Source organism: Burkholderia sp. Bp9143, assembly GCF_003853645.1.
In the GTDB taxonomy this organism is placed as follows: domain Bacteria; phylum Pseudomonadota; class Gammaproteobacteria; order Burkholderiales; family Burkholderiaceae; genus Burkholderia.
This window is the reverse complement of the sequence record NZ_QTPO01000001.1, coordinates 130,022-152,829: the sequence shown is the minus strand read 5'-3', so window position 1 is coordinate 152,829 and position 22,808 is coordinate 130,022. Positions and strand designations below refer to the sequence as shown.

Genomic DNA, 22,808 nt, shown 5'->3' with positions numbered 1-22,808 from the left:
GGATGTTCCATCGGAGCGAATGCTTCATGTTCATTGATTCACGGCGACGGGGTCGGCGATCACCACCTGCTCCTCGGTCCGCACGTTCTTCTTGCTGTCGCTGATCGCCTTCCATTCCGGATTGCTCTTCAGGCGCTCGCGCACCTTCGCGACCACGGCTTCGCGCGCGCTGAGCGCGGCCTCGTCCCTGTACTGCAGGACCACCATCGCGTTCCATGGCCGGCCCGCGGGAAACTGGCTCGTAAAGAGCGCGTAGCCGGACAGCACGCCTTCGTCCCGCCATCCGTCGAACTGCGGGATCACGTAGCTGTCCGCGTACTGCTCGTACTCGCCCGCCGACACCATCGTCTTGTACGGAATCACGACGTACACCGCGTTTGCCGCCGGCTTGCCCGGCATCTCCGCGCGCTTCGTATCCACCGGCGTCGTGCGGATCGCGGTCGTCACCGCGAGCGCCTTGCCCGACAGCGCCGCCGGCCGTGCCTGCTCGATCGTGCGCCAGCGATAGAGATCGTCCGGCGACGCGAACGTCAGCACGGCCATCGCGTCCCAGTTATCGGCGTCCGCATAGCGATTGAACAGCAGGCTGTACTGCCGGATGCGCCCGTCGTGCTTCCAGCGCGCGAGCTCGCGCGCGGTCGACTGCGCCAGTTCGTGGCGCAGCGCCGGCCGGTTCGCGGGCGTCGTCTGGTACGTGATGATCAGCGACAGCGCGGCGGTGTCGGACGGCGCCGCCGCATGCACCGCGCCGGCCTGAAGCGCGCCCGTCAGCGCAACGGCGGTGGCGACGGTGCGCCCGAATGCACGAATCGAAATGAGCTTCATGATGGTCTCGTCGAAGGCGAATGGTGGATGGCGATTGGCGCGTCAGAAATCGATCTTGGCGAGCATCTTCACGCTACGGTCCATGCCGGTACCGAGCGTGCCGGTCTGCACGGAGTTCCAGTAGCGCTTGTTGAACAGGTTGTCGACGGCCACCCTGAAATCGACATGCTTGCCGGCGATCCGCGTCGAGTAGCTCGCGCCGAGCGAGTAGATCGTGTAGCCCGGGATGTAGCCCTGGTTCTGCGGATTGACCGGGCGCTTCGTGACGAACGACGCGCGCACCGTCAGCGACAGGCCGGGCAGCCAGGACGGCCGGTGCGTCAGCGCGACGTTGCCGATCCACTTCGGCGTGTTTTCCGGCGTGCGGCCCTTGATCGTCATGTCGTTCACCGGGTTCTGCACCGCATGCAGGTACTGGATCGCCTCGGACACCGACCACTGGCGCGTGATGTCCTGCGTGAGCACCGCTTCAGCGCCCTGGTATTCGATCGTGCCGTCGTTCGCGAAAATCTGCGTGACCGAATTCGTCACCGCGTTCGCGCGCTTGATGTCGAACACGGACGCACTGACCTGCAGCCACCGGAAGTAGTGGTCGCGCACGCCGAACTCATACTGCGTCGACACGGCCGGCGCGAGGACCTGGTACGCATTCTTCGCGTTCGCCGGCGCGACGCCGCCGTCTTCGATCCCCTTCATGTAGCTGGCGAACAGCGTGGTGGTCGGCAGCACGTCGTAGAGGATGCCGAACGCGGGCGATCCGACCCAGCTCGCCGACGACACGAACCCGTCGTTCGCGGACGACCGGCTCTCGCGGAACCCGAGCAGAAATTTCCACTTCGCGCCGATGCCGACGACGTCGTAGGTATAGAGGCCCGTATCCGCGTTGACCTGCTTCGGCAGCGACGTATCCGGCTTCGTCGGCACCGGCGCGGGCAGCGCGATCGGATCGAAGATGTTGACGCGCACCGGCAGCACGATCGTGTTCTGCGCGGGCGTCTCCGCGATCCGCTCGCTGCGCGACACGCCGAACGTGATGTCGTGCGTGAGCGGGCCGGTCGCGAACTGGCCGAGCAGCTCCGCCCGCTTGTACTTGTTGAAATAGACCTGCGTCACCTCGTTCACGGTCGCGATGCCGCCCGCACCCGTAAATACGTTGTAGCCGCCGATCCGCGTCGTGAAGCGCGAGCGATCCGAATCCGACTGGCCGATCTCGGCGAGCACCTTCCAGCCCGGCGCGATGTCGTAGTCGACGCGGCCCTGCAGGTTCGTCGTCTTCGCCGAGAACACCGCCCATGGGCCCGACAGCAGGTTGCGCGGATCGGGCACGCGCGGCAGCGTAATGTGCCCGTTGACCGCCGTCGGCAGGCTGATGCTGCCCTGCTCGACGACCTCCTTGCGGAAGGTCTCGACGTCGAACTGGAAGTGCAGGCGATTGGTGACCTGCCAGTCGGCGCCGACACTGCCGAACCAGCCGCGCCCGGACGCGCCGTGCACGCCGTTCTCGAGATGCGTGTCGGACGCGTTCACGCGCAGGCCGAACTGCTTCTCGCTGCCGAAGCGATGGCTGACGTCGGCCGCGACGCCGATCTGCCCGAACGAATTGCCGAGCAGCGCGAGCGACGCGACGTCCTTGTCCATCGGCGCGCGCTTCGTCACCATGTTGATGATGCCGGCCGGGCTCGCGACGCCGAACATCAGCGCGTTCGCGCCCTTCAGCGTCTCGACGCGCTGCTTGTTCTCCGCCGGCACCGACATCACGTTCGCGGTCGGCAGGCCGCCGTTGAGCCGGTAGTTCGCGAACAGGTTGACCTTGATGCCGCGAATGCTCGCCGCATCGGCCGGGCTGCCGGACGAGTTGGTCGGCGTGACGCCGGCCTGGTTCTTCACCGCGTCGGTCACGCCCTCCTGCGCGGTCTGCAAGGTCCCCGCGCCCATCACTTCCTTCGTCATCGGCAGCGATTCCTTGTTGCCGAGCGCTTCCTCGTTGAGCCCGGCCGCGACCACCGACGTCGCCGCTTCGAGCCGCTTCGGTTCATATAGTGCGGCGGCGTCGGGGATCCGCTTGCGCAGTTCGTCGCGGATCGTCTCGACCTTCTTCACGAGCGTGGCCTGCTCGTCGCCCGCGCGGTAAGGCATCACGACCGCGAGCGCGCCGACGGTCCGGCCCGACGCATCCTGCAGCGGCAACTCCACCTCGAGACGATCGCCGTCGCGGCCGACCGCAAGATGCGTCTTGCCGGTCTCGATCACGTCGCGATCGTCCGCGTCGGCGGGCTTGCCGATGCGGCCGATATTCGACGCGATGATCGGCGCGTCCCCCCCGCCCGGACGCGCGACATGCATCGCGAGCGCCATCACGTCGCGACGCTTGCGGATCACGTCGTCGACGAGCGCCTGCGCATATGGATTGGGCGGAATGCCCGTGTTCGTCAGCACCGGATCGAACAGCTCGTTGCCGTAGCGAATCTGCCGGCTCAACTCGTCACGGATCACCGCGCCCGCGCGGATCAGCGCATCCTGGTCGAGCCCCGATCCGGGCGGATACGGGAACGTCACCTCGAGCTCGCCGATCACCTTGCGCGTGACGTCGAGCAACGGCAGATGCACTTCGACGTTCTGGTCCGCCCGCTTGTTGATTTCGACGAATGGCGTGCCGGTCTTCACCACATCGAGATCGTCGCGGTCCGATTTCGTGCCGATCCGCTTCGCGGACTTCGCTGCGACGATGATGCTTTCCGACTCGCCGGGGGGGCGCATGTGCAGGTCCAGCTCGACGAGCTCCGGATGCAGTGCGACCGTCCGCTCCACCAGTGACTGCGCATAATTCTTCGCCTGCCCGCGCTGCTGCACCTGGGCATCCGCGTGCGAACCGCCGTCGGCCTGCGCGTAGAGCGCCGGGGAAAACATCGCCATGACGGCCATTGCCACCATCGTCTTTCTGATCACGGTCTCCTCCAGGTTGCTATTGATATCGGTATTCGATCCGGTCGCGACGGGCGCCCGGTCAGATGTCCAGCACCAGCAGATCGCCCTTCGCGCGCGAGCAGCAGGGCGTGAAGTGCCCGTGCCGCTCGCGCTGCGCGTCCGTCAGCACGCAGTCGAGATGCTCGACCTCGCCGGCGATCACGCGCGTGACGCACGTGCCGCAGACGCCCTGCTCGCACGACGTCGGGATCCTGACGCCGTATTCGGCCAGCGATGCGGTGACGGTCTTGTGTCCGGGAATCCGGTACACCCTGCCCGTGCTCGCGAGCTGGACGTCGAACGCATGCGTCGACGCCGGCGTCTGCGCCTGCGACGCGAAACGCTCGTAGTGCAGTTGCGGCTCCGGCCAGCCGCGCTGCCGCGCCGCGTCCAGCACCCGGTCGATGAAACCGGCCGGGCCGCACACATACAGATGCGTGCGCGGCGACTGGCTGTCGAGCACGCGCTCGACGTCGAATCGCTGCGTGGGATGCCCGTCGCTGAAGTGGTAGCGCACGCGGCCCGCGAACGATGCGCGCGCGAGCCGCGGCAGGAACGCCGTGCGCAACCGCGAGCGTGTGCAATAGTGCACTTCGAAATCGGCGCGGCGCCGCGCGAGCCGCTCCGCCATCGCGACGATCGGCGTGATGCCGATGCCGCCCGCGAGCAGCAGCGAGCGCGGCGCCGATTCGTCCAGCGCGAAGTGATTGCCCGGCACGCCGATCTCGAGCAGGTCACCTTCGCGAAGGCGGTCGTGCATCGCCACCGAGCCGCCGCGCGAGTGCTCGACGCGCAGCACGGCGATCTGGTAGCGATGGCGCTCGCGCGGATCGTTGCACAACGAATACTGGCGCACGAGACCGTCGCCGAGATGCACGTCGATATGCGCGCCGGCCGTGAACGGCGGCAGCTTGCGTCCGGCCGGGTCCGTCAGCTCGAACGCGCACACGCCGTCGGCCTCGATCGTCTTGCTCGCGACGCGCACGGTGATGCGTGCGTGGTTCGGGGCCGTGCGCTGCGTGCGGCGCAGGAAGTTGCGGATGCCGGTGTAGGCGAGCACCGGCACGCATAACGCGGCGGCCAGCAGCAGCAGTTGCCCGAACACGCCGCCGATCGCGCCGGTGTGCCACGACAGCGCCCAGAAATAGAGCTTGTGCCCGATGCTGCTGTCCCGATACGGCACGTACCGCAGCACCTTGCCTGTGTACGCATCCATGAACAGCATCGTGCGGGCGTTCGCGTGCGGTGCGTCGCGATCGATCAGGTACATCTCGACCGGGTCGCGCGGCTTCTCGGGAATATGCAGCAGCGCATCCCGCGGCTCGGGCGACAACGACTGCGCGGTGCGCCAGAAGGTGTCGAGCGGCAGGCGCGCCGCGCCGTGCGCGGGCACGGCCGACTTCGGCGGCTTCGCGGGCGCCGGCGAGCCGACGATCGTGTAGATGCCTTGCGCATACCAGTCGAATGCCCACGGCAGCCCGGTCAGCACCATCGACAGCAGCACCACGCTTGCGTATGCGCCGATCGTGCGGTGCAGGCGGTACGCGGACACCGTGCCGCGCGTGCCGGACCGGAGCGTGAACGCATGCCGCCAGCCGTGGCGCGTGCGCGGCCACCAGAGCGCGACACCGCACACGATCATCGACAGGCCGAACACCATCGCGCTCGTGCCGGTAATCAGGCTGCCGTGCGGCATGAAGCGGAAGCGATGAATCTGCTCGATGGTGCCGAGCAGGCCGCCGTAGCGCGAGCGCTCGCCGAGCACGTCGCCGGTACACGGATCGACGTAGACGAAATGCTGATCGGTGAAGCGGACCATCGCGGACGGCATGCGCCGCGCATCGTGCTGGCCGGCGACGAGCCGGATGTAGTCGAGCGTCGCGCCCGGCCGCGACGCGGCCGCGTTCGCGGCGAGCGTATCGAGCGGCACGCGCGCCGTGCAGGCCGGCACCGTCAGCAGATCACGATTGAGCACCGGCTCGAGCTCGGGGCGGAACACGATCGATGCACCCGTGATCGCCATCGCCAGGATCACGAGGCCGACCGTCATGCCACACCAGCGATGGACCTGCAGAACGATGCGATGGAGTTCGGGTGTCATGAGGTTGCCCAGGCGACGACGTTGCATGGTCATCATCTTTGTCGGCAAACCTGAATGAAAGCTGAATTTGGGGGGATGTCGGGGTAAGTCCCGATTCGTCGCGCGTCGTTCGCATTGCCCGCGATACGCGGGCGTGTGACGAATCTGAACCGGACATGAACGCTACCTGAATTCGTGTTCAGAATGATCAGCATAAACCCCGCCCTGCCCCATGCCTCGCTTGTCACGGCGTACGCGCTGCGCTAGCCTGAAACTACCCTGACAGGCAGTTTTCATCATGAAGATCCTCATCCTGGAAGACCAGCGCAAGCTCGGCCTGTTTCTCAAGCAGGCGCTCACCGAACGCGCGTACACGGTGACGTGGGTCGAGAGCTGCGCACAGGCGCGCGAAGCGCTGTGCGAGTCGAGCTACGACGTGATCGTGCTCGACCTCGGCCTGCCCGACGGCGACGGCCTCGACCTGCTGCGCGAATGGCGCTCGGCCGGCTTCAACGAACCGGTGCTGATCCTGAGCGCGCGCGATGCGGTCGAGGATCGCGTGAAGGGGCTCGACGTCGGCGCCGACGACTACCTGCCCAAGCCGTTCAGCATCGAGGAATTGCTCGCACGCATGCGCTCGCTGCTGCGTCGCCAGTCGTCCGTCAAGGAAACCGTGCTGCAGCACCAGGGCATCAAGCTCGACCTGCTGAGCCGCACCGTCCACCTGAACGGCAAGCCGATCGACCTGACGAGCCGCGAGTTCGCGCTGCTGGAGATCTTCCTTCAGAACCCCGGCCGCATCCTGACACGCACGCTCATTGCCGAGAAGATCTGGGAATCGCATTACGATGTCGACACCAACCTGCTCGACGTCTACATGAGCCGGCTGCGCGGCAAGTTCGAGGCGCCGCTCGGCAAGCCGCTGTTCAAGACGGTGCGCGGCGTCGGCTACCAATTGATATGAAATCCATCGGCGCGCGCCTCGCGCTCAGCTACGTTCTCGCATCGACCGTCACGTTCGCTTCGCTGTTCCTGGCCGGACGGTACTTCATCGAAGGCCATGCGATCCACGCGCTGGACCTGCTCAATCAATCGGAATTCGAACAGATCCGCGCGAGCATCGCGCCGCTCGGCGCCACGCCGTCGGAAGTCGAGTGGCGCCAGCGCGTGCAGGCAATGTCGAGCGACAACCTGGAACTGTTCTTCACCGAGATCTACGGGCCCGGCGGCGCGGTCGTATTCCGATCGCCGGGGCTGCACGGGCACGATCTCGCGCCGTCGGGCCGGCAGCAGGCGTTCAATGAGAACGTCAAAGGCCTCGGCGAGCTGCGCGCCGGCAAGTTCGCGCTCGGCCCCTACACGGTCGTGATCGCGACGTCGAAGGGCCACGTACGCGTGGTGATGAGCGCGTACGAACGCACGTTCTACGGGCTGCTCGTCGTGATGATCGCGGTCAGCAGCGTGATCGGCTACGGATTGAGCCGGATGGCGCTGCGGCCGCTGCGGCTGATCCAGGACACGGCCGACCGCATCCGCTCCGACAACCTGAGCGAACGGATCCCGGTGTCGCGCGCGCGTGACGAGATCTCGGATCTCGCGCGCCTGCTCAACCAGATGTTCGACCGCCTCGAGGATTCGTTCAACCAGATCCGCCGGTTTACCGCCGAAGCGTCGCACGAGCTCAAGACACCGCTGACGCTGGTGCGCCTGCAGGCCGAGAAGCTCGTCGTCGACGGCCAGCTGACGCCCGGGCAGGAGCAATCCGTGCAGATCCAGATCAAGGAACTGGCGCAGCTCAATCGCATCATCGAGGACCTGCTGTTCCTGTCGCGCGCCGACGCGCGCGCGATCACGCTGGACCTGCGGCCGCAGGATCCGGAACCGTTTCTGCAAGGTTTCGCGCAGGACGCACACGTGCTCGCCGAATACCGCGAGCAGCGCTTCTTCCTCACGCATCACGGCAGCGGCCTCGTCGCGATCGAGCCGAAGTGGATCCGGCAGGTGCTGCTGAACCTGCTCAGCAACGCGCTCGCTGCCTCGCCCGCGGGCAGCCGCATCACGTTGCGCTCCACGCTGATGAACCAGTGCTGGCAGGTGTGTGTCGAGGATGAAGGGCCCGGCGTCGCGGCCGAACAGCGCGAGCGCATCTTCGAACGCTTCGTGCGCGTCAATCGTCCGGGCAACGAGGATAAAGGCAGCGGCCTGGGCCTCGCGATCTGCCGCAGCATCGTGGAGCTGCACGGCGGGCGCATCTTCGCCGAAGCCGGGCCCGGCGGCCGCGGGCTGACCGTGGTCTTCGAGATTCCCGCGACGACGGCGCCCGACACCGCCGGCAACGTCGCGGCCAGCACGTTCCACCCCACCGGCGCGGCCTGAGCGCGCCGCGTGCGTGCGTCACGGGTCACGCGTCACAGGTCGCGCTGGTACCCGACGTAATAGGAAAAGCGGTTGGTGTCGCTCACGTGCGTGATGCCGCGCCCGAACGAGAACAGGATGCGGTCGTGCTCGGTCATCCCGTAGATGCCGCCGAGGTTGAAGCCGACCGCCGACGGGTCGTCCACGCTCGCCGCGCCCGTATAGAAGACCTCGCCGCCGAGCTGGAGCCTGTCGCCGAACTTGCGCAACGCGGCCCAGCCGGCCGTCCAGTAGCCGTTCCGGCCCGCATGACGATTGACGACGTAACCGCCGCCGCCGAACGTCGTCCAGTCGCCGATCGATTTCTGCATCCACAGCGGCAGCAGCACGTGCGCATGCCCGTCACCGAGGCCGAGGCGATCGTTGCCGGTCGGCAGCGTGACGCTCGGCGCGAACGCGACCTGCGGACGCCAGCCCGTGTCGTCCTCGGTGATGAAGCGGTACTTCGCGCCCAGCTCGGTATCGCCGAAGCCGTAATGCGTGCGATCCCCGCTCGCGTGCATGAAGGCCATCCCGGCATTGACGCTGACCTGCAGGTTGTCCAGCAGCCCGTAATTGACCTCGACACCCGGCAGCAGCCCGGCGTGACTGCCCTGCCGCACGGTGCCCGACGCGGCGGTATCGATCTCGAAGTGCCCACGCTCGACAGGCTCGGGATCGTCGGTCACGAACGGCGGGCCGGCAAGCGCGGCATGACTGAACAGGCATGTGCCGACGGCGAGCATCGCGTGGACGAAACGCGTGCGACGCGGCGCGCGGCGCGCGGCCGGATCACGGGTGAATGGCATGAGGCGGATTCTCCTGAGCGAAAGGTGGGCCGGGCCGCGGGCGAACGCCCGCCGTCACGCGGCAACGCGATAGGTCGGATGAAAGACAGGGGGAACCGGAACAGACGCGGCGCGGCGACGGCCACGCCGAAGATGGAATGCCGGGCCGGTCCGTCACACGCGCGGACCGGCCCGGCGCGCGGCGATCAGTGACCCGCGTCGGAGAACTGCGGCGGGCGCCACTTGAGCAGCCGGTTCTCGAACTGCGTGAGCACGAACTCCGCGCCCAGCGCGACGACGGCGAGCACGATCATCGCGGCGAATACGCCGGCCGCGTTGAACGCGCCTTGCGCGGTCGAGATCAGCAGCCCGATGCCCTGCCTCGAGCCGAGGAACTCCCCGACCACCGCACCGACCAGCGCAAAGCCGAAGCTCACGTGCAGGCTCGCGAGAATCCAGCTCATCGCGGCCGGCAGCACGACCGTCAGCGTCACGTCGCGCTTCGATGCGCCGAGGATGTGCGCGTTCGCGATCAGGTTGCGGTCGGCCTCGCGCACGCCCTGGAACGCATTGGCGAACACCACGAAGAACACCATCACGACCGCCAGCGCGACCTTCGACGCCATGCCGAGCCCCAGCGCGATGATGAACACCGAGCCGAGCACCACGCGCGGGATCGAGTTCGCGATCTTGATGTAGAGGCTGAAGACGTCGGCGAGCAGCTTGTTGCGCCCCAGCGCGATGCCGGCCAGCACGCCGCCGACGCTGCCGATCAGGAAGCCGAGCGCGGTTTCCTCCAGCGTCACCAGCACCTGCACCCACAACGGGCCTTGCGACGTGCCCTCGATGAGCCACTGCGCGATCTGCGCGACGATCATCGACGGCATCGAGAAGAAGAACGGGTCGATCCAGCCCAGGCGGCCGCTCAGCTCCCAGCCGCCCAGCGTCACGACCAGCACGGCCACCCGGAGCACATAAACCAGCGCCTGGCGCCGACGCATGCTCGCCTGCGCCTTCACTTCCACCTGCCGCATTTCGCGCTCGTGCGCGGCACTTCCTGTCATTGACGTATTCATGCGATTCCTCGACGCGCCCTCGGGCGCTCAGATGTGGACCTCGTCGCGCAGATCGTTCCAGATCTGGCGCGACAGTTCGATAAAGCGCGGCGAATAGCGCGATTCCGCGACGTCGCGCGGCCGCGGCAGGTCGATTTCGTAGGACGTCTTCACGGTCGCGGGACCCGACGTCAGCACGAACACCTTGTCCGCGAGCGCGATGGCCTCCTCGATGTCGTGCGTGACGAACACCACCGACGCGCCGTTGACGCTCCACAAGTGCAGCAGCTCGTCCTGCATCAGCGTGCGCGTCTGCACGTCGAGCGCCGAGAACGGCTCGTCCATCAGCAGGATCTCGGGCTCGTTGATGAAGGTCTGCGCGAGCGCCACGCGCTTGCGCATGCCGCCGGAGAGCTGGTGCGGATAGTGACGCTCGAAGCGCGCGAGGCCGACGCGACGTATCCATTCCATCGCGCGTTCATACGCCAGTGCCTTCTTCTCGCCGCGATACAGCGGGCCGGCAGCGACGTTGTCGAGCACGCTCTTCCACGGGAACACCGCGTCGGACTGGAACACGAAGCCGATCCGGCGGTCGATGCCGGTGACGGGTTCGCCCCAGATCCTGACCGCGCCGGCGCTCGGCGTGGCGAGGCCCGTGATCAGGCTGAGCGTGGTCGACTTGCCGCAGCCGGTCGGGCCGACCACGGCGCAGAATTCGCCCTTGGCGACGGTCATGCTGAAATTCTGCAGCGCCATGATCGCCTTGCCTTCCGGGCTGACGAAGCGGCGGCTGACGCGATCGAGTTCAATGGCCGGGACGTCGGCCGGCGCGGCGACGGGGTCCGGCAGGGTTGCCGATGAGGCTGGGGCTGTCATGGAGTGCCACCTATGGAAACAGGTTGGAATCGACGCAGCGCCCGCGGCGGCCCGCTGCCGGGCCGCCGCGGCGCGCATGCTTACTTGATCTGCACGGCGTTGACGAACTCGGTCGTATAGGTCTTCGCCAGATCGATCTTGTGGCCCGACACGGCCTTGTCGAACGCCGACAGCACCTTCAGCACGGTCGCGGGGCCCGATTCCGGCATGCGGCCATCCGGAATGAACGTCACCTTGCCGGCCGCCAGCGCCTTCACGTACATCGCGCGGTCGCCCGCGTAGTAGTCGGCCGGCATCTGCGCGGTGATCTCGTCGGCGCTGTGCGTGTTGATGTAGCGCAGCGTCTTGACGAACGCGTTGGCGAGCTTCTGCACCGTTGCCTTGTGCGACTGCACCCAGCCGTTCTCCATGTAGAGGCTCGCGGCCGGGTACAGCCCGCCGAGCCACTTCTGCGTGCTTTCGGGCGAGCGCAGGTCGACGAGCACCTTCGCGTCGCCGCCGTTGACGAGGCGCGACACGGTCGGCTCGGTCGTCATGCCGCCGTCGATCTTGCCCTGCTTGATCGCGGCGATGAACGTATTGCCGGCGCCGACCGGCAGCGACGTCATCTCCGACGTCTTCACGCCGTGCGACACGCCGAGGTACTGCGTGAGAAAGTTGGTCGACGAGCCGAGCCCCGTCACGCCGAGCGTCAGGCCGCGGAAATCGGCGGGCGACTTGACCTTGTCGGCGACCTTCGTCGAGATCAGCTCGACTTCGCCCGGCGTGTGGCTGAACTGCACGACGGACTGGATGTACTTGCCCTTCGCCTGCAGGTCGATCGTGTGGTCGTAGAAACCGACGACGCCCTGCACGCCGCCGGCGATCAGCTCGTTCTCCGCATCGACGCCGGCCGCCTCGTTGACGAGCTCGACGTCGAGGCCCTGCTCCTTGAAATAGCCGAGCCGCTCGGCGAGCTTGGCCGGCAGGTAGATCTGCTTTTCCATGCCGCCGACCATCAGCGTGATCTTCTCGCCGGCTTGCGCGGCCGGGGCCAGCGTCCCGAGTGCCAGCGCGCCGAGGGCGATGTGCAGGACAGTGCGTTTCATGGGATGTCTCCTCCAGAGTCGATAGGTGTGGCGTACCGCCTGCCCTGCGCTTGCGCCTGTTTCCCGGCCGCGCGCAGGGGTTCACGGAACGATTTCAGTTATACGGAGCAACCTTAAAATCAGGCTGAACGGAAAATGAATCCCTGTTCAGGGATGACGCGACGTACGCGCGGACTGCGGCGGGACACGCGCGCGAGCCGGTCATTCGAGCTTCGCCAGCTCTTCACGCGCCTCGGCCGCGGTCAGCGGAAAGTACGCCGAATAGCGCACCGGCTCCTGACCCTCGCGGCTCAGGATGTAGCGCAGGAATGCCTTCACCGGCGGTGCGAGCGGCTGGTTCAGGCGGATGTACATGTAGCGCGTGAGCGGGTATCGGCCGCTCGCCGCGTTCCGCGCATCGAGTGCCACGTACGGCTCGCCTGCCGCACGCGCGACCGCCAGCGTCTTGAGGCCGGGAATGCCTTCCTCGAGTCCGCCGAAGCCGATCGCCCCCGGATCGCGGGCGATCGCGTGCGCGGTATCGTCGATCGATCCCTCGTGCACGGCTGCATTCCACGCGCCGCCGTGCAGCACCATGGCCTGCATCGACATCGCATTGGGCGCGACATGCGGCGGCATGTAGATCGCGATCGGGCGGTCGGCCCATTCGCCGGTCAGGCCGAGCTGGCCCCATCGCGTGATGCCCGGGTTGCGCTGCAGGATCGATGCGAGCTGCGCGAGCGTGATGCCGGCGAGCGGGTTGTCCGGGTGCACGAAGATCGCCTGCGCCGTGGTCCGTTGCGGCGTGTCGAAGCCGCCGCGCGCGACGCGGATCTCGAGCGGCGCCGCACGATGGCGGACCTGCGCATACGCGGCCCGTTCGTCCGGCCACAGCTCGCGGCCCATCGGCGCCATCTCCGTATCGCCCGCGAGCAGCGCGTGAAAGCCGTTCAGCGTGCCAAGATGCTCCCAGCGGCGGCCCTTGCGCACGCCGGCCTGCACGTGCGTGAACGCGTCGATCCACGTATCCATCAGCGACTTCATGCCGTCGCTGCCGATGCTGTCGATCGCGCCGTGCAGGCCGGCCACCGGGCGATAGTCGGGCAGCGCGGCATCGAGCGGCGGCAGGAAGCCGTCGAGCTTCGCGCGTTCCTGCGCGGCGGCGCTGGCATCGAGCGGCGCGAAATCCTTCCGCGCGGCAACGACCGCCTGCCCTTCGCTGCTCAGCGCGAACATCAGGAAGGCCTTGATCCTGGGCGGCAGCGGCGCGCCTGGGCGCCGGTTCACCGCGAGATAGGCCGCCTGCCCGTCGCGCGTCGCGACACGCACGAGCAGCGGCGACTTCATCATGTCGCCGGCAAACTGGTGCGCATACGGCTGCAATTCCGTCGGCAACGGCTCGCGCGCGAGCGGCGCGATGTCGGCGTCGCCGAACATCAGCGCGCCGAACGCCGTTGCGCTGCCGGCATGCCGCCAATGCGGCCCGCGCCGGATGCCCGGCTGGCGCTGTTCGAATGCCGCCAGCCAGGCGTCGAGCAGCGGCCCCATCGCGTCGTCGCCGACGCTGTCGAGCGTGCCGTTCAGGTGCGTCTGCGCTCGATAGGCCGGCAGCACAGCGGCGCTGTCGGCCGCTCGCGCGATGCCCGGTGCCGCGAACGCAAGACAGGCCAACATCAGGGCGGGACCGGCGCGACGCCCGCGTCGTAATGGCAGTGGCGCCGAACGCGCGTCCTGCAGGCGGGATGGATGCGGCAGCGACAGCATCGACGGCAATGCGCGCCGCGAGAAGAAATCGAAAGCAAGCACGAGTGTCTCCTGCCTGTGGTGGGAGATCGCGCAACGGCCCGGCTTCCGGTCGGGAATGCCGCCCCGCCGTCGCGCCGGGAGAAGCCGCCCCAACGTTACGGGCAGACGGTGAAGCGAACCTGAACCGATGCTGAATATTCGTTCATCCTCGGCGCGGACATTGCATGAACGGATTTTCAGGATGTCTTCAGACTGCGTTCATCCGGCGACACTATCGTTGGACCCAACGCATCGGCACGTACCCCGGTTTTCCGCAGTCCGGGCCGGCCGCACAATAGCGCGGTAGCCGTACACGGCTTGCTTCAATAAAGGAGGAGACAACACGTGAATCGAATCGAACCCCGTTCCGCGACCGGCCGGCTTGCGTCGTCCGGCCGCCTGCGTCGACTGGCCGTTTCCGCGGCTGCCACGGCTGTTGCATCCGTCTCGGCATCCTGGATGACGGGTGCCGCGGCGGCTGACACGCCGATGGTCGAGTGGGTCGTGCCCGCGCTGAAGACGGCGACACCGCAGACCAAGGAGCAGGCCGACGAAGGCATGAAGGTCGGCCGCGCGCTGCTCGAGCCGGAGATCCTGCAGCCGCGGCTCGACGCCGCGCTGCCGGACTTCCGGCCGCGCACCGACCTCAAGCTGTCCGGCACGTTCGCGGGCGCCGCATCCGACGTGCTCCCATCGCTCGTCAACCGCTGGATCGAAGGCTTCAGGAAGTACTACCCGAACGTCGACATCCACATTTCCCCGCCGTATGCGGGCAGCCTCGGCGCGAAGGAACTGGTCAAGGAGAAGCTCGACTTCGTGTTCGTGTCACGCGAACTGAAGCCGGACGACGTCACCGACTTCAAGGCCAAGTTCGGCTACAACCCGCTCAGCGTGCCGATTTCGGGCGGCTCGTACCGGCATTTCGGCTTCCTCGACGCGATCGGCTTCTTCGTCAACAAGGACAACCCGATCGAAAAGCTGAGCTACGCGCAGATCGACGCGCTCTACTCGCGCACGCACCTGCGCGGCGGCAAGCCGATCCAGACCTGGGGCGACCTCGGGCTGACCGGCGAATGGGCAGACAAGCCGGTGCATGTCTATGCGATCAAACCGTGGAACGGCTTCGAGGAATTCGTCCGGCAGCGCGTGCTGAGCGCCGACGGAAAGCGCGGCGAGTGGCGCGACGACATCCACTACGACAAGCTGGTGTTCCCGCTCGCGAAGGATGTCGCCGACGATCGCTACGGCATCGGCTTCTCGGGGATCGCGTATATCGACGCGCCGGTGAAGATGCTGCCGCTCGGCGAATCGGACAGCGGCCCGTTCACGGCGCCGACGTACGAGAACGTCGCGCTGGCGACCTACCCGCTGAGCCGCCTCATCTACTTCAACACCAACAAGGCGCCCGGCAAGCCGCTCAATCCGGCGATCGCCGAGTTCCTGCGCTATGTGCTGAGCAAGCAGGGGCAGCAAGCGGTGCTCGATCACGCGATGTACGTGCCGCTGCGCGCACGGCAGGCCGAAAGCGCTCGCGCGTTGCTCGCCAACTGACGCGGCAGCGCCCCTCTCCAGCCCCCTATCCGGCGCCGCCCCCGTCCTGCCGGGCGGCGCCGTCTCCAGGAGTCTTCACATGCACCGCTCTCCCAGAGCCGCTGCCGCTGCGGCCGCGCTGCTGCTCGCGTCCGCATCGCTGGCGCACGCCGGCGCGCCGGCCGCGCCCTACGCGCAGCAACTCGTCGACACCACGTTGTCCGCGCATCCCGAACTGACCATTCTTGCGCTGCACGTCACGCCGCCGGCCGGTGGCGAGAACGTGATCATCGCGTCGAACATCGGCCGGATCGGCAAGCCGGCCGACGCCGACGACCTCGCCGTACTCGACAGCGGGCAGCCGCGCGTCGAGCCGACGAAGACGGGCGACCTGTCGGTCGAGCTGCCGATGCACGACTCGGGCGGCAAGACCATCGGCGTCATCGGCTCGACGTTCCATTACACGCCGGGCAGCGATCGTGCCGCGATCATGCAGCGCGCCGAGCAGGTACGCGACGAGCTCGCCGCGCGCACGCCATCGCTGGCCGCGCTGTTCCAGCCGGCGCGTTGACGTGCGCCGCGCGCCGCTTGCCGCTCGCCTGAAATTTCATTCAGGAAAGCTTCAGGTCGCGTTCAGCTTCGTGGCCCACCATCATGACAAGGCGGAAGCCCCGTCGCACACGCAGCGCGACGGCACCGCCGACGACAGGCCGGCCCGATCCGCGCACGCCGGATACGCAACACATCTCATCGCCTCGCAGAGGGCGACTTCACGAAACCAACTTGGCAATCGGTTCAATCAGGAGACACTCATGAAACAGACGCAGAAGATCAGCGGGTTGCGCAGGACGGCGGCGGCATCGGCCGCGGCGATGATCGGCCTGGGAATGCTGGGCGCACTGACGTCGCCGCCCGCATTCGCATTGAAATACGCGGCGGTGGAGCACCATCTGAAAGTCGATCCGTCGATTCCGGCCTGGCACCCGGGCGAGGTCCAGTCGGTGCCGGAGGAGGAACTGCGTCTCGTCGGCGCGGACGTGATGGACGAAATCACGCTCGGCTGGATCAAGGCGTATCGCAAGGCGTATCCGCGCCTGAGCGTCACGATGGAAGCGAAGGCTTCCGGTGCCGGCGGCCCGGCGCTCACCAACAACACGGCGGACCTTGCGCCGGTCGGACGTGAACTGCTGCCCGCCGAGGAAAAGGCGTTCGTCGACAAGTACGGCTACAAGCCCCTCGCGATTCGCGTGGCCACCGGCAGTGTCGGCTCGCTCGGCAAGACAGCGACGTCGGTGATTCTGGTCGACAAGGACAACCCGATCAAGGGCCTGACGATGGCGCAGCTCGACGCGATCTACTCGAAGACGCGCAATCGCGGCCACGCCGATATCAACACCTGGGGCGACCTCGGCCTCGGCGGCGAATGGGCCGACCGGCCGATCCACCTCTATGGGCTGAAACCGGTCAACGGCATCGAGTACTTCCTGAAGCTGAACCTGCTGGAAGGCGGCGAATACAAGGACAACATCCAGTTCGTCAAGGGCAAGGGCTTCACGCACGCGTTCACCGTGGCCGCCGAGGACATGGCCTCGCATCCGGGCGGCCTCACCTACGCGCTGCTCGCGAACGTCACGCCCAACGTGAAGGTCGTGCCGCTCGCGGCCGGCGACGGCGGGCCGTACCTCGCGCCGACGCTGCAGAACGTGTACTCGCACAAGTATCCGCTGTCGCGCTACGTGTACATCTTCGTCAACAAGAAACCGGGCGAGCCGCTTCAACCGAAGATCAAGGAATTCCTGAAGCTGGTGCTGAGCCGCCAGGGACAGGATGTGGTCGCGAAGGAAGGCGTCTATATCCCGCTGACGCCGACGGTCGTGAAAGAGGAACTGGCAAAGCTCGACAGCGCGGATTGATCGCGTGACGCGGGCGGGCATCGGCTGATTGCACCGCCCGCGTCGTCCTTGTCCTTGTGTAGTGAAGCCGGGTCGGTTGCCGCATCCGACGCGTCGAGGCAAACGGCGTGGCGAGCACCTCGCCCGGTTCGTCGCGGCGCGATGCTCGGCCACTGCGGGATACGCACGCCGCCATCGGCGCAACGTCCTCCGCCATGCGCGCCGATCGTCGCATGGCCTCTCCCTGCCGCCGGCGCACCGGATTCCCTCCATTCAAGCTGCTTCAGCGAGGTTTCGATGACGTGGTCCACGAAGACAGGCCGCCACGATTGGGTCGGCATCGTGCTTTGCACGGCGGGCGTGCTGTCGCTGTTCATGGCGCTTCATTCCGCGTGCGCGGCGACTGGAACCGACGCACGACCGGCTCCGCGTGTTTCGTCCGTGTCGTCCGTTTCAGCGGATGCGCCGCAAAAGCCGTCCGTTCCCTCAAGCTGAATTTGCATTCAGATCGCGTTAACGCTCGTTCAAGGTGACGCCCCTACACTCGATTTCACCTGCTTCGACAACGCCCGCCGGGCCAAGAGAGGAGACACATGAAGACCCTGACCAAGACCTTGATCGCCGCGACGCTCGGCGTGATGTCGGCATCCGTGCTGTACGCCGCCGACCCCGCACCGCACCCGCGCAACTGGACGCCGCCGACGACGAAGATCTTCGCGCAGAAGCTGTCCGAACAGATCATGAGCCAGCATCCCGAGCTGCTCAGCGTGACGTTCCACGGCGTTCCGCCGGGCATGACCGACGCCTACACGATGTTCGCGGGCTCCTATCTCGACCGCATCGGCAATGCCGACGATCCGGACGACATCGACATTTCGAAGAAGGGCATCACGATCGTCGACCCACGCTGGCACCGTCCGAACGACACCGTCAAGAAGTTCGTGATGATGCTGCCGCTGCGCGACGCGAGCGGCCAGAACGTCGGCGAGATCGTGCTCGCCTACAAGAACGACGGTGCGAATGCGAAGGGCGAGAAGGCCTTCTTCCTCGCGTCGACGGCGCTGCGCGATGCGCTGGAGAAGCAGATTCCGACCTACGGCGCGTTGTTCGAGCCGGCAAAGTGAGCGACACGCGGTCCGCCGTCAGCTTGCGAAGCGTCCTTTCCCGCGTGGCGGGACGGACGCTTCCCTCACCGATCCATCCCTGTTCAGGAGGCTGAACATGCGTTTGCGAATTTCCGCGATCGCGTCGCTGACCATGCTCGCGGCCGCGGCCCTCTGCGCGACGGTCTCGCCGGCCGCCCATGCGGCGACATCCGCGGCTGACGCCGCCGGCGTGGCCGGTGCGCCGTTGCGGCTGGTCGGCAGCACCGCGCTGCCGGACTACAAGGGCGATTTCGACCACTTCGCCGCCGACATTGCCGGCGGGCGACTGTTCCTCGCCGGCGAGGACGGCGGCACGCTTGAAGTGTTCGACCTCGCCACCGGCAAGCACCTGCGTACGGTCAAGGGCTTCGACCAGCCGCACGCGATCCTGTACCTGCCCGACCTGAACCGGTTGATCGTCACCGACAGCGGCGCCGGGATGACTCGCATCGTCGATGCCGCGAGCTATCGCATCACGGGCTCGATCCCGCTCACCATCGGGGCGGATTCGATGCGCTACGATCCGTCGCGCCGCCACATGTACATCGTCACCGGCGGCAAGAACGCGGAGCCGAAGATGCAGCAGACGATCGTATCGGAAGTCGATCCGCGCACCGGGCGCCGCGTCGGCGACATGACGTTCGACACCGATTTCACCGAGGCGATGGCGGCCGAGCAGCACGGCCACCGCCTGTTCGTCAACGTGACCGGCAAGAGCACGCTGGCCGTCGTCGACAAGGCAACGCGCAACGTGATCGCCCGCTGGCCGATCGAGGGTGCGGAGCTGAACGCGCCGATCGCGTATGACGAGGCGCATCAACGTCTGTTCGTCGGTACACGCAAGCCGTTCAAGCTGCTGGTGCTCGATGCGGCCAACGGCAAGACGCTGGCGTCGTTCGATGCGCCACAGCGCACGAACGAGGTGATCTTCGACGCGGTGAACCGTCGCATCTACCTGGCGGGCGACGATTACCTGGGCGTGATCCAGCAGAAGGATGCGGACCACTACGAGGAAATCGCGCGCGTGCCGACTGCGAAGGGTGCCAAGACGGCGATCCTGGTGGCTGCCCGCAAGCGCCTCTATGTGGCAGTCTCACCGGGTGACGCGGGTTCAGGCGGGCAGTTGCTGCGCTTCGATGTGCTGCCGGGCGGCGTGAAGACGCTAGCCGGGAAGTAACAGTTGGCCGCGTTGCGCGTCGTGGCGAATCGGGACGTATCCACTTCGCCACGACGCCGGGAGGATGTCAGAAAGGGCGATGCGAGAGGAATCCGCATCGCCCTTTTGTTCGGTTGGCGACCGTAGCCAGCTCCCGCAAACGCTCACCGTTCACGCTCGGTCGGCATTCGCTCACGCTCTTGCACGAGCACCTGGGCGTGGAGTCCGCGGCGGACCGAGACCCATCGGAATACCCGGGAGCCTTGAATGGCGGAAGGCAGCCGACGCCAACCACCTCTCTCACAGACCCGCCAGGTAAGACTCCCTCAATCGCCGATGGTCTCCTACCCACGACTCTACCCATATTTGCGGGCTGCGATTCTAGGCGCGCGGCAAGAACCGGCGCGATCTATATGAATCGAGGAAATCGAACGCCTGGGCGCGCGTGACGGTCGCTGCGGTAGCGTTCGCAATAGGCCCCAGCATCGCCTTGAATATTCGGGCTACCTCGACCGCTCCCTTCGTCTTCCGATTTACTTCTACATGCCCTTCCATGTAGTCACTGCACAGCTCCCTGACGGTGTAGGCAGTTGGTAATGGACCGAGAGTCGTCACTTCTCTCTTTCGACGCAGTGAAGAAAGCTCGGCGCCAGAATCACGCTCAACCCGATTCCTTTCCCAAGCGGAGATTGCAGCAGCAAAAGCCATCGCGGGCCACTCGCCGAGCTTCACTTGTCGCATGCGGCCGTCGACCGGCGACTTGTAGACGCGTGCATCAAAGCGCATTCTTCCCTCGGCGTAGGTTTTCTGTACAACGCCACAGAAACCTACGCCGACGCAGCAAGTTTAGCTAAGCAGAGGCAAGCGTTGACGCCACGCCGGAGGCGACGAGAAGCTCTGAATTTTCATTAACATTCAACGACTTAAAGACATCAACGGATCAATCCAGACCACCTCGGACAAAGCCGAAATTTCGACTATTCGTTCTCTTCGAAGTAATGCCCGAACTTCACCTGCTTGGTTCGGATGTAACGCTCGTTTTCCTCGCGCACGGGCACCGCGAGCGCCACGCGTTCGCACACGGGAATGCCATGCTTCACGAGCGTGTCGAACTTCTTCGGGTTGTTGCTCATCAGGCGCACCGACGTCACACCGAGGATTCGCAGGATCGCGGCGGCCGAGTCGTATTCGCGGGCGTCGTCGGGCAGGCCGAGGTCGAGATTCGCCTCGACGGTATCGCGCCCCTGCTCCTGCAGCGCGTACGCGCGGATCTTGTTGCTCAGGCCGATGCCGCGCCCTTCGTGGCCGCGCAGATACAGCAGCACGCCGCGGTCTTCCGCTGCGATGTAGCGCAGCGCAAGATCGAGCTGCTCGCCGCAATCGCAGCGGAAGGAGCCGAACACGTCGCCGGTCAGGCATTCGGAATGCAGCCGCGTGAGCACGGACTGCTCGCCGGTGACGTCACCCATCACGAGCGCGAGATGTTCGGCATCGCTGCCCGATACGCGGAAAGCGTACGACGTGAACGTACCGTAGCGCGTGGGTAGCGACGCGGTGGCGACGAGCGTCACGCACTCGTCGGCCTGGCCATTGCCCTGCGTGGGCGATTGGGGACGCGAAGACATCATGAATTCAATCGAAACGATCAGGAATGTAGGAATTGTGTGGATAGTGCGTGACCGGAGTTTACCGCTAATCTGGAAACGTCACGCGACTGCCGCAGCAGGCCCGGCTATACTGGGCCCATCGGGTGCCGCGCATCACGCCCTGCCTTCCCTGCATCGACCTGCACACGGAGAAAGCAAATGAGCACGACTGTCGCGCAAATTCTCAAAGCCAAGCCGGATTCCGGCCGCACGATCTACACCGTCACGAAAGCCGATTTCGTCTACGACGCCATCAAGCTGATGGCGGAGAAGGGAGTCGGCGCATTGCTGGTCATGGACGGCGACGACATCGCGGGCATCGTCACCGAGCGCGACTACGCGCGCAAGGTCGTACTGCAGGACCGTTCGTCGAAAGCCACCCGCGTCGAGGAAATCATGACGGCCAAGGTGCGCTACGTCGAACCATCGCAATCCACCGACGAGTGCATGGCGCTGATGACCGAGCACCGGATGCGCCACCTGCCCGTCCTCCAGGACGGCAAGCTGATCGGCCTGATCTCGATCGGTGACCTCGTGAAAAGCGTGATTGCCGACCAGCAATTCACGATCAGCCAGCTCGAACACTATATCCATGGCACCCCGGCGGTCACGTCCGCCTGACCCGTCCCAGCAAAAAAGGCCCAAACGCGCGAGCGTCTGGGCGGGAAAGCCGCCGGAATGCGGCGACGGAGGTTCTGCTCTGCTGACGCAGACGCGCACAAGTGGCGCGCGTCCCGTCGGTCACATGCTGTGCTCGGGCAGACCCGGGGATATTCAGTTGCCGAAGTAGACGGCGTTCACGGGATTCGGGGCTTCACGCGTCATGCGGCGGCCCGACTGGCCTGCGCCCGTCGCCACCGCACCATAGCCGCTCGTATCGGCTTGAGCGAGCATCGGCTGGTTCGGCTGGATCCGTTGTTCCGCGGCCTGGATGTTCTGCGGATATTGCGGATCGCTCGCGAGCGGCTTGTAGCCGTTCTGTTCGAGTTGCACGAGTTCGGCCCGGACCTGGTCGCGGGTCAAGCCCTGCTCGGACTGTGCGAACGATGCGATCGGGGCGGCAAGAACGGATGCAGCGATCGCTGCGTAGATGATCGACTTCATGATGGACCTCCGAAATATGTTCTCTTTTGACGTCGCTCCCGGCGTGACTGTCTGAAGCGATGGATCAAGTGTAGTGCTCGCAATACCAAGGGAAAACCCTTGGTTTGAACATACAGCGTTGCATTTTTGGAAAAAATCGACCACCGTCGTCCCAAGAGATCGCGATCACTTAAATCATTTCCACAACAATGCCTGACGAACAGCCGACAGCCGAATCACCGATCCGGAAGGTTGTGTTGTAGAATCGTAAGGTTATATCCGTCAGTCAATATCCCATTCACCATGCAAGCGCCCACGCCCCTCTTGGTTTCGCCGTCCGGCCCAGCCGGCGTGCGCGCGCGCGCCGGCCATCCGGCGCACCCCTGCGTTCGACGCACGGCCCAGGCGCCGCTCGCCCCTGCCCGGCGCCTGATCTGACGGCACGGCCTCCTCCCGGAGCCAGGTCAGACAGGCTCCGGGCGATCCCCATAGGCACGCCCCGCCTGCCCCATGCCGATCATT

20 protein-coding genes are annotated in these 22,808 nt (G+C 66.1%); 8 read left to right on the top strand and 12 right to left on the bottom strand.

Annotation, left to right across the window (positions count from 1 at the left end; all coding sequences use genetic code 11):
• Positions 1-30 precede the first annotated feature (30 nt).
• Genes DIE23_RS00775 through DIE23_RS40670 form a run of 3 tightly spaced genes read right to left on the bottom strand, consistent with a single transcriptional unit; the run spans position 31 to position 5,917 of the window.
• Positions 31-825: a hypothetical protein gene (locus tag DIE23_RS00775; RefSeq protein WP_124610346.1), complete on the bottom strand. Its 795-nt coding sequence runs from the start codon at positions 823-825 to the stop codon at positions 31-33.
• A 42-nt stretch (positions 826-867) separates the two neighbouring features.
• Positions 868-3,771 carry a TonB-dependent siderophore receptor gene (locus tag DIE23_RS00770; RefSeq protein ID WP_260435913.1) on the bottom strand — a complete coding sequence of 968 codons (2,904 nt, stop codon included), beginning with the start codon at positions 3,769-3,771 and terminating at the stop codon, positions 868-870.
• A gap of 58 nt (positions 3,772-3,829) precedes the next feature.
• Positions 3,830-5,917 (bottom strand): PepSY domain-containing protein, encoded by a 2,088-nt coding sequence (locus DIE23_RS40670; protein WP_311767797.1) that lies wholly within the window; start codon positions 5,915-5,917, stop codon positions 3,830-3,832.
• A 250-nt stretch (positions 5,918-6,167) separates the two neighbouring features.
• Between DIE23_RS40670 and DIE23_RS00760 the strand changes: the two genes are divergently transcribed.
• The gene (locus tag DIE23_RS00760) at positions 6,168-6,833 is read left to right on the top strand and encodes a response regulator transcription factor (protein ID WP_124610345.1); all 666 of its coding nucleotides are present in this window, start codon (positions 6,168-6,170) and stop codon (positions 6,831-6,833) included.
• Positions 6,830-8,245: an ATP-binding protein gene (locus DIE23_RS00755; RefSeq protein WP_124610344.1), complete on the top strand. Its 1,416-nt coding sequence runs from the start codon at positions 6,830-6,832 to the stop codon at positions 8,243-8,245. The genes DIE23_RS00760 and DIE23_RS00755 overlap by 4 nt, the downstream gene beginning before the upstream one ends.
• Positions 8,246-8,277: 32 nt before the next feature.
• On the opposite strand, the gene DIE23_RS00750 is transcribed toward DIE23_RS00755, so the two are convergent.
• The 5 genes from DIE23_RS00750 to DIE23_RS00730 all read right to left on the bottom strand — a co-directional run bounded on the left by DIE23_RS00750 (position 8,278) and on the right by DIE23_RS00730 (position 13,855).
• Positions 8,278-9,072 (bottom strand): hypothetical protein, encoded by a 795-nt coding sequence (locus DIE23_RS00750; protein WP_124610343.1) that lies wholly within the window; start codon positions 9,070-9,072, stop codon positions 8,278-8,280.
• A 185-nt stretch (positions 9,073-9,257) separates the two neighbouring features.
• A complete protein-coding gene (locus DIE23_RS00745; protein ID WP_409364217.1) occupies positions 9,258-10,085 on the bottom strand; it encodes an ABC transporter permease in 828 nt (275 codons plus the stop codon).
• Positions 10,086-10,154: 69 nt separating this feature from the next.
• Positions 10,155-10,982 (bottom strand): ABC transporter ATP-binding protein, encoded by an 828-nt coding sequence (locus DIE23_RS00740; protein WP_124610341.1) that lies wholly within the window; start codon positions 10,980-10,982, stop codon positions 10,155-10,157.
• Between the two features lie 80 nt (positions 10,983-11,062).
• Positions 11,063-12,070, bottom strand: a complete 1,008-nt coding sequence (locus tag DIE23_RS00735; protein WP_124610340.1) for an ABC transporter substrate-binding protein — start codon at positions 12,068-12,070, stop codon at positions 11,063-11,065.
• Between the two features lie 201 nt (positions 12,071-12,271).
• Positions 12,272-13,855 carry a substrate-binding domain-containing protein gene (locus tag DIE23_RS00730; protein ID WP_260435912.1) on the bottom strand — a complete coding sequence of 528 codons (1,584 nt, stop codon included), beginning with the start codon at positions 13,853-13,855 and terminating at the stop codon, positions 12,272-12,274.
• 324 nt (positions 13,856-14,179) lie between these two features.
• Between DIE23_RS00730 and DIE23_RS00725 the strand changes: the two genes are divergently transcribed.
• The 3 genes from DIE23_RS00725 (at position 14,180) to DIE23_RS00715 (ending at position 17,277) form a co-directional block, all read left to right on the top strand.
• Positions 14,180-15,385, top strand: coding sequence for a PstS family phosphate ABC transporter substrate-binding protein (locus DIE23_RS00725; protein WP_260435911.1), 1,206 nt, complete (start codon positions 14,180-14,182; stop codon positions 15,383-15,385).
• 79 nt (positions 15,386-15,464) lie between these two features.
• Complete coding sequence (locus DIE23_RS00720; protein ID WP_124610339.1) at positions 15,465-15,935, top strand: hypothetical protein; 471 nt, start codon at positions 15,465-15,467, stop codon at positions 15,933-15,935.
• A 241-nt stretch (positions 15,936-16,176) separates the two neighbouring features.
• Entirely contained in the window at positions 16,177-17,277 is a 1,101-nt protein-coding gene (locus DIE23_RS00715; protein ID WP_124610338.1) for a PstS family phosphate ABC transporter substrate-binding protein, read from the top strand.
• Here DIE23_RS00715 and DIE23_RS00710 read toward each other — a convergent pair.
• Positions 17,214-17,633 (bottom strand): hypothetical protein, encoded by a 420-nt coding sequence (locus DIE23_RS00710; protein ID WP_124610337.1) that lies wholly within the window; start codon positions 17,631-17,633, stop codon positions 17,214-17,216. The two genes, DIE23_RS00715 and DIE23_RS00710, sit on opposite strands and share 64 nt — an antisense overlap.
• 216 nt (positions 17,634-17,849) lie before the next feature.
• On the opposite strand from DIE23_RS00710, the gene DIE23_RS00705 reads away from it, so the two are divergent.
• Both DIE23_RS00705 and DIE23_RS00700 read left to right on the top strand, forming a co-directional pair.
• On the top strand, positions 17,850-18,380 hold the full coding sequence (locus DIE23_RS00705; protein WP_124610336.1) for a hypothetical protein: 531 nt from the start codon (positions 17,850-17,852) through the stop codon (positions 18,378-18,380).
• Between the two features lie 97 nt (positions 18,381-18,477).
• Positions 18,478-19,578 carry a YncE family protein gene (locus DIE23_RS00700; RefSeq protein WP_124610335.1) on the top strand — a complete coding sequence of 367 codons (1,101 nt, stop codon included), beginning with the start codon at positions 18,478-18,480 and terminating at the stop codon, positions 19,576-19,578.
• A 360-nt stretch (positions 19,579-19,938) separates the two neighbouring features.
• Here the strand turns inward: DIE23_RS00700 and DIE23_RS00695 are convergent, their stop codons facing one another.
• Together DIE23_RS00695 and ribA are read right to left on the bottom strand one after the other, a co-directional pair.
• A complete protein-coding gene (locus tag DIE23_RS00695; RefSeq protein WP_260435910.1) occupies positions 19,939-20,343 on the bottom strand; it encodes a hypothetical protein in 405 nt (134 codons plus the stop codon).
• A gap of 191 nt (positions 20,344-20,534) precedes the next feature.
• Positions 20,535-21,185 carry a GTP cyclohydrolase II gene (ribA, locus tag DIE23_RS00690; protein ID WP_044846712.1) on the bottom strand — a complete coding sequence of 217 codons (651 nt, stop codon included), beginning with the start codon at positions 21,183-21,185 and terminating at the stop codon, positions 20,535-20,537.
• A 177-nt stretch (positions 21,186-21,362) separates the two neighbouring features.
• On the opposite strand from ribA, the gene DIE23_RS00685 reads away from it, so the two are divergent.
• The gene (locus tag DIE23_RS00685; RefSeq protein WP_124610334.1) at positions 21,363-21,824 is read left to right on the top strand and encodes a CBS domain-containing protein; all 462 of its coding nucleotides are present in this window, start codon (positions 21,363-21,365) and stop codon (positions 21,822-21,824) included.
• 153 nt (positions 21,825-21,977) lie between these two features.
• On the opposite strand, the gene DIE23_RS00680 is transcribed toward DIE23_RS00685, so the two are convergent.
• A complete protein-coding gene (locus tag DIE23_RS00680; protein ID WP_124610333.1) occupies positions 21,978-22,307 on the bottom strand; it encodes a DUF4148 domain-containing protein in 330 nt (109 codons plus the stop codon).
• Positions 22,308-22,808: the final 501 nt, after the last annotated feature.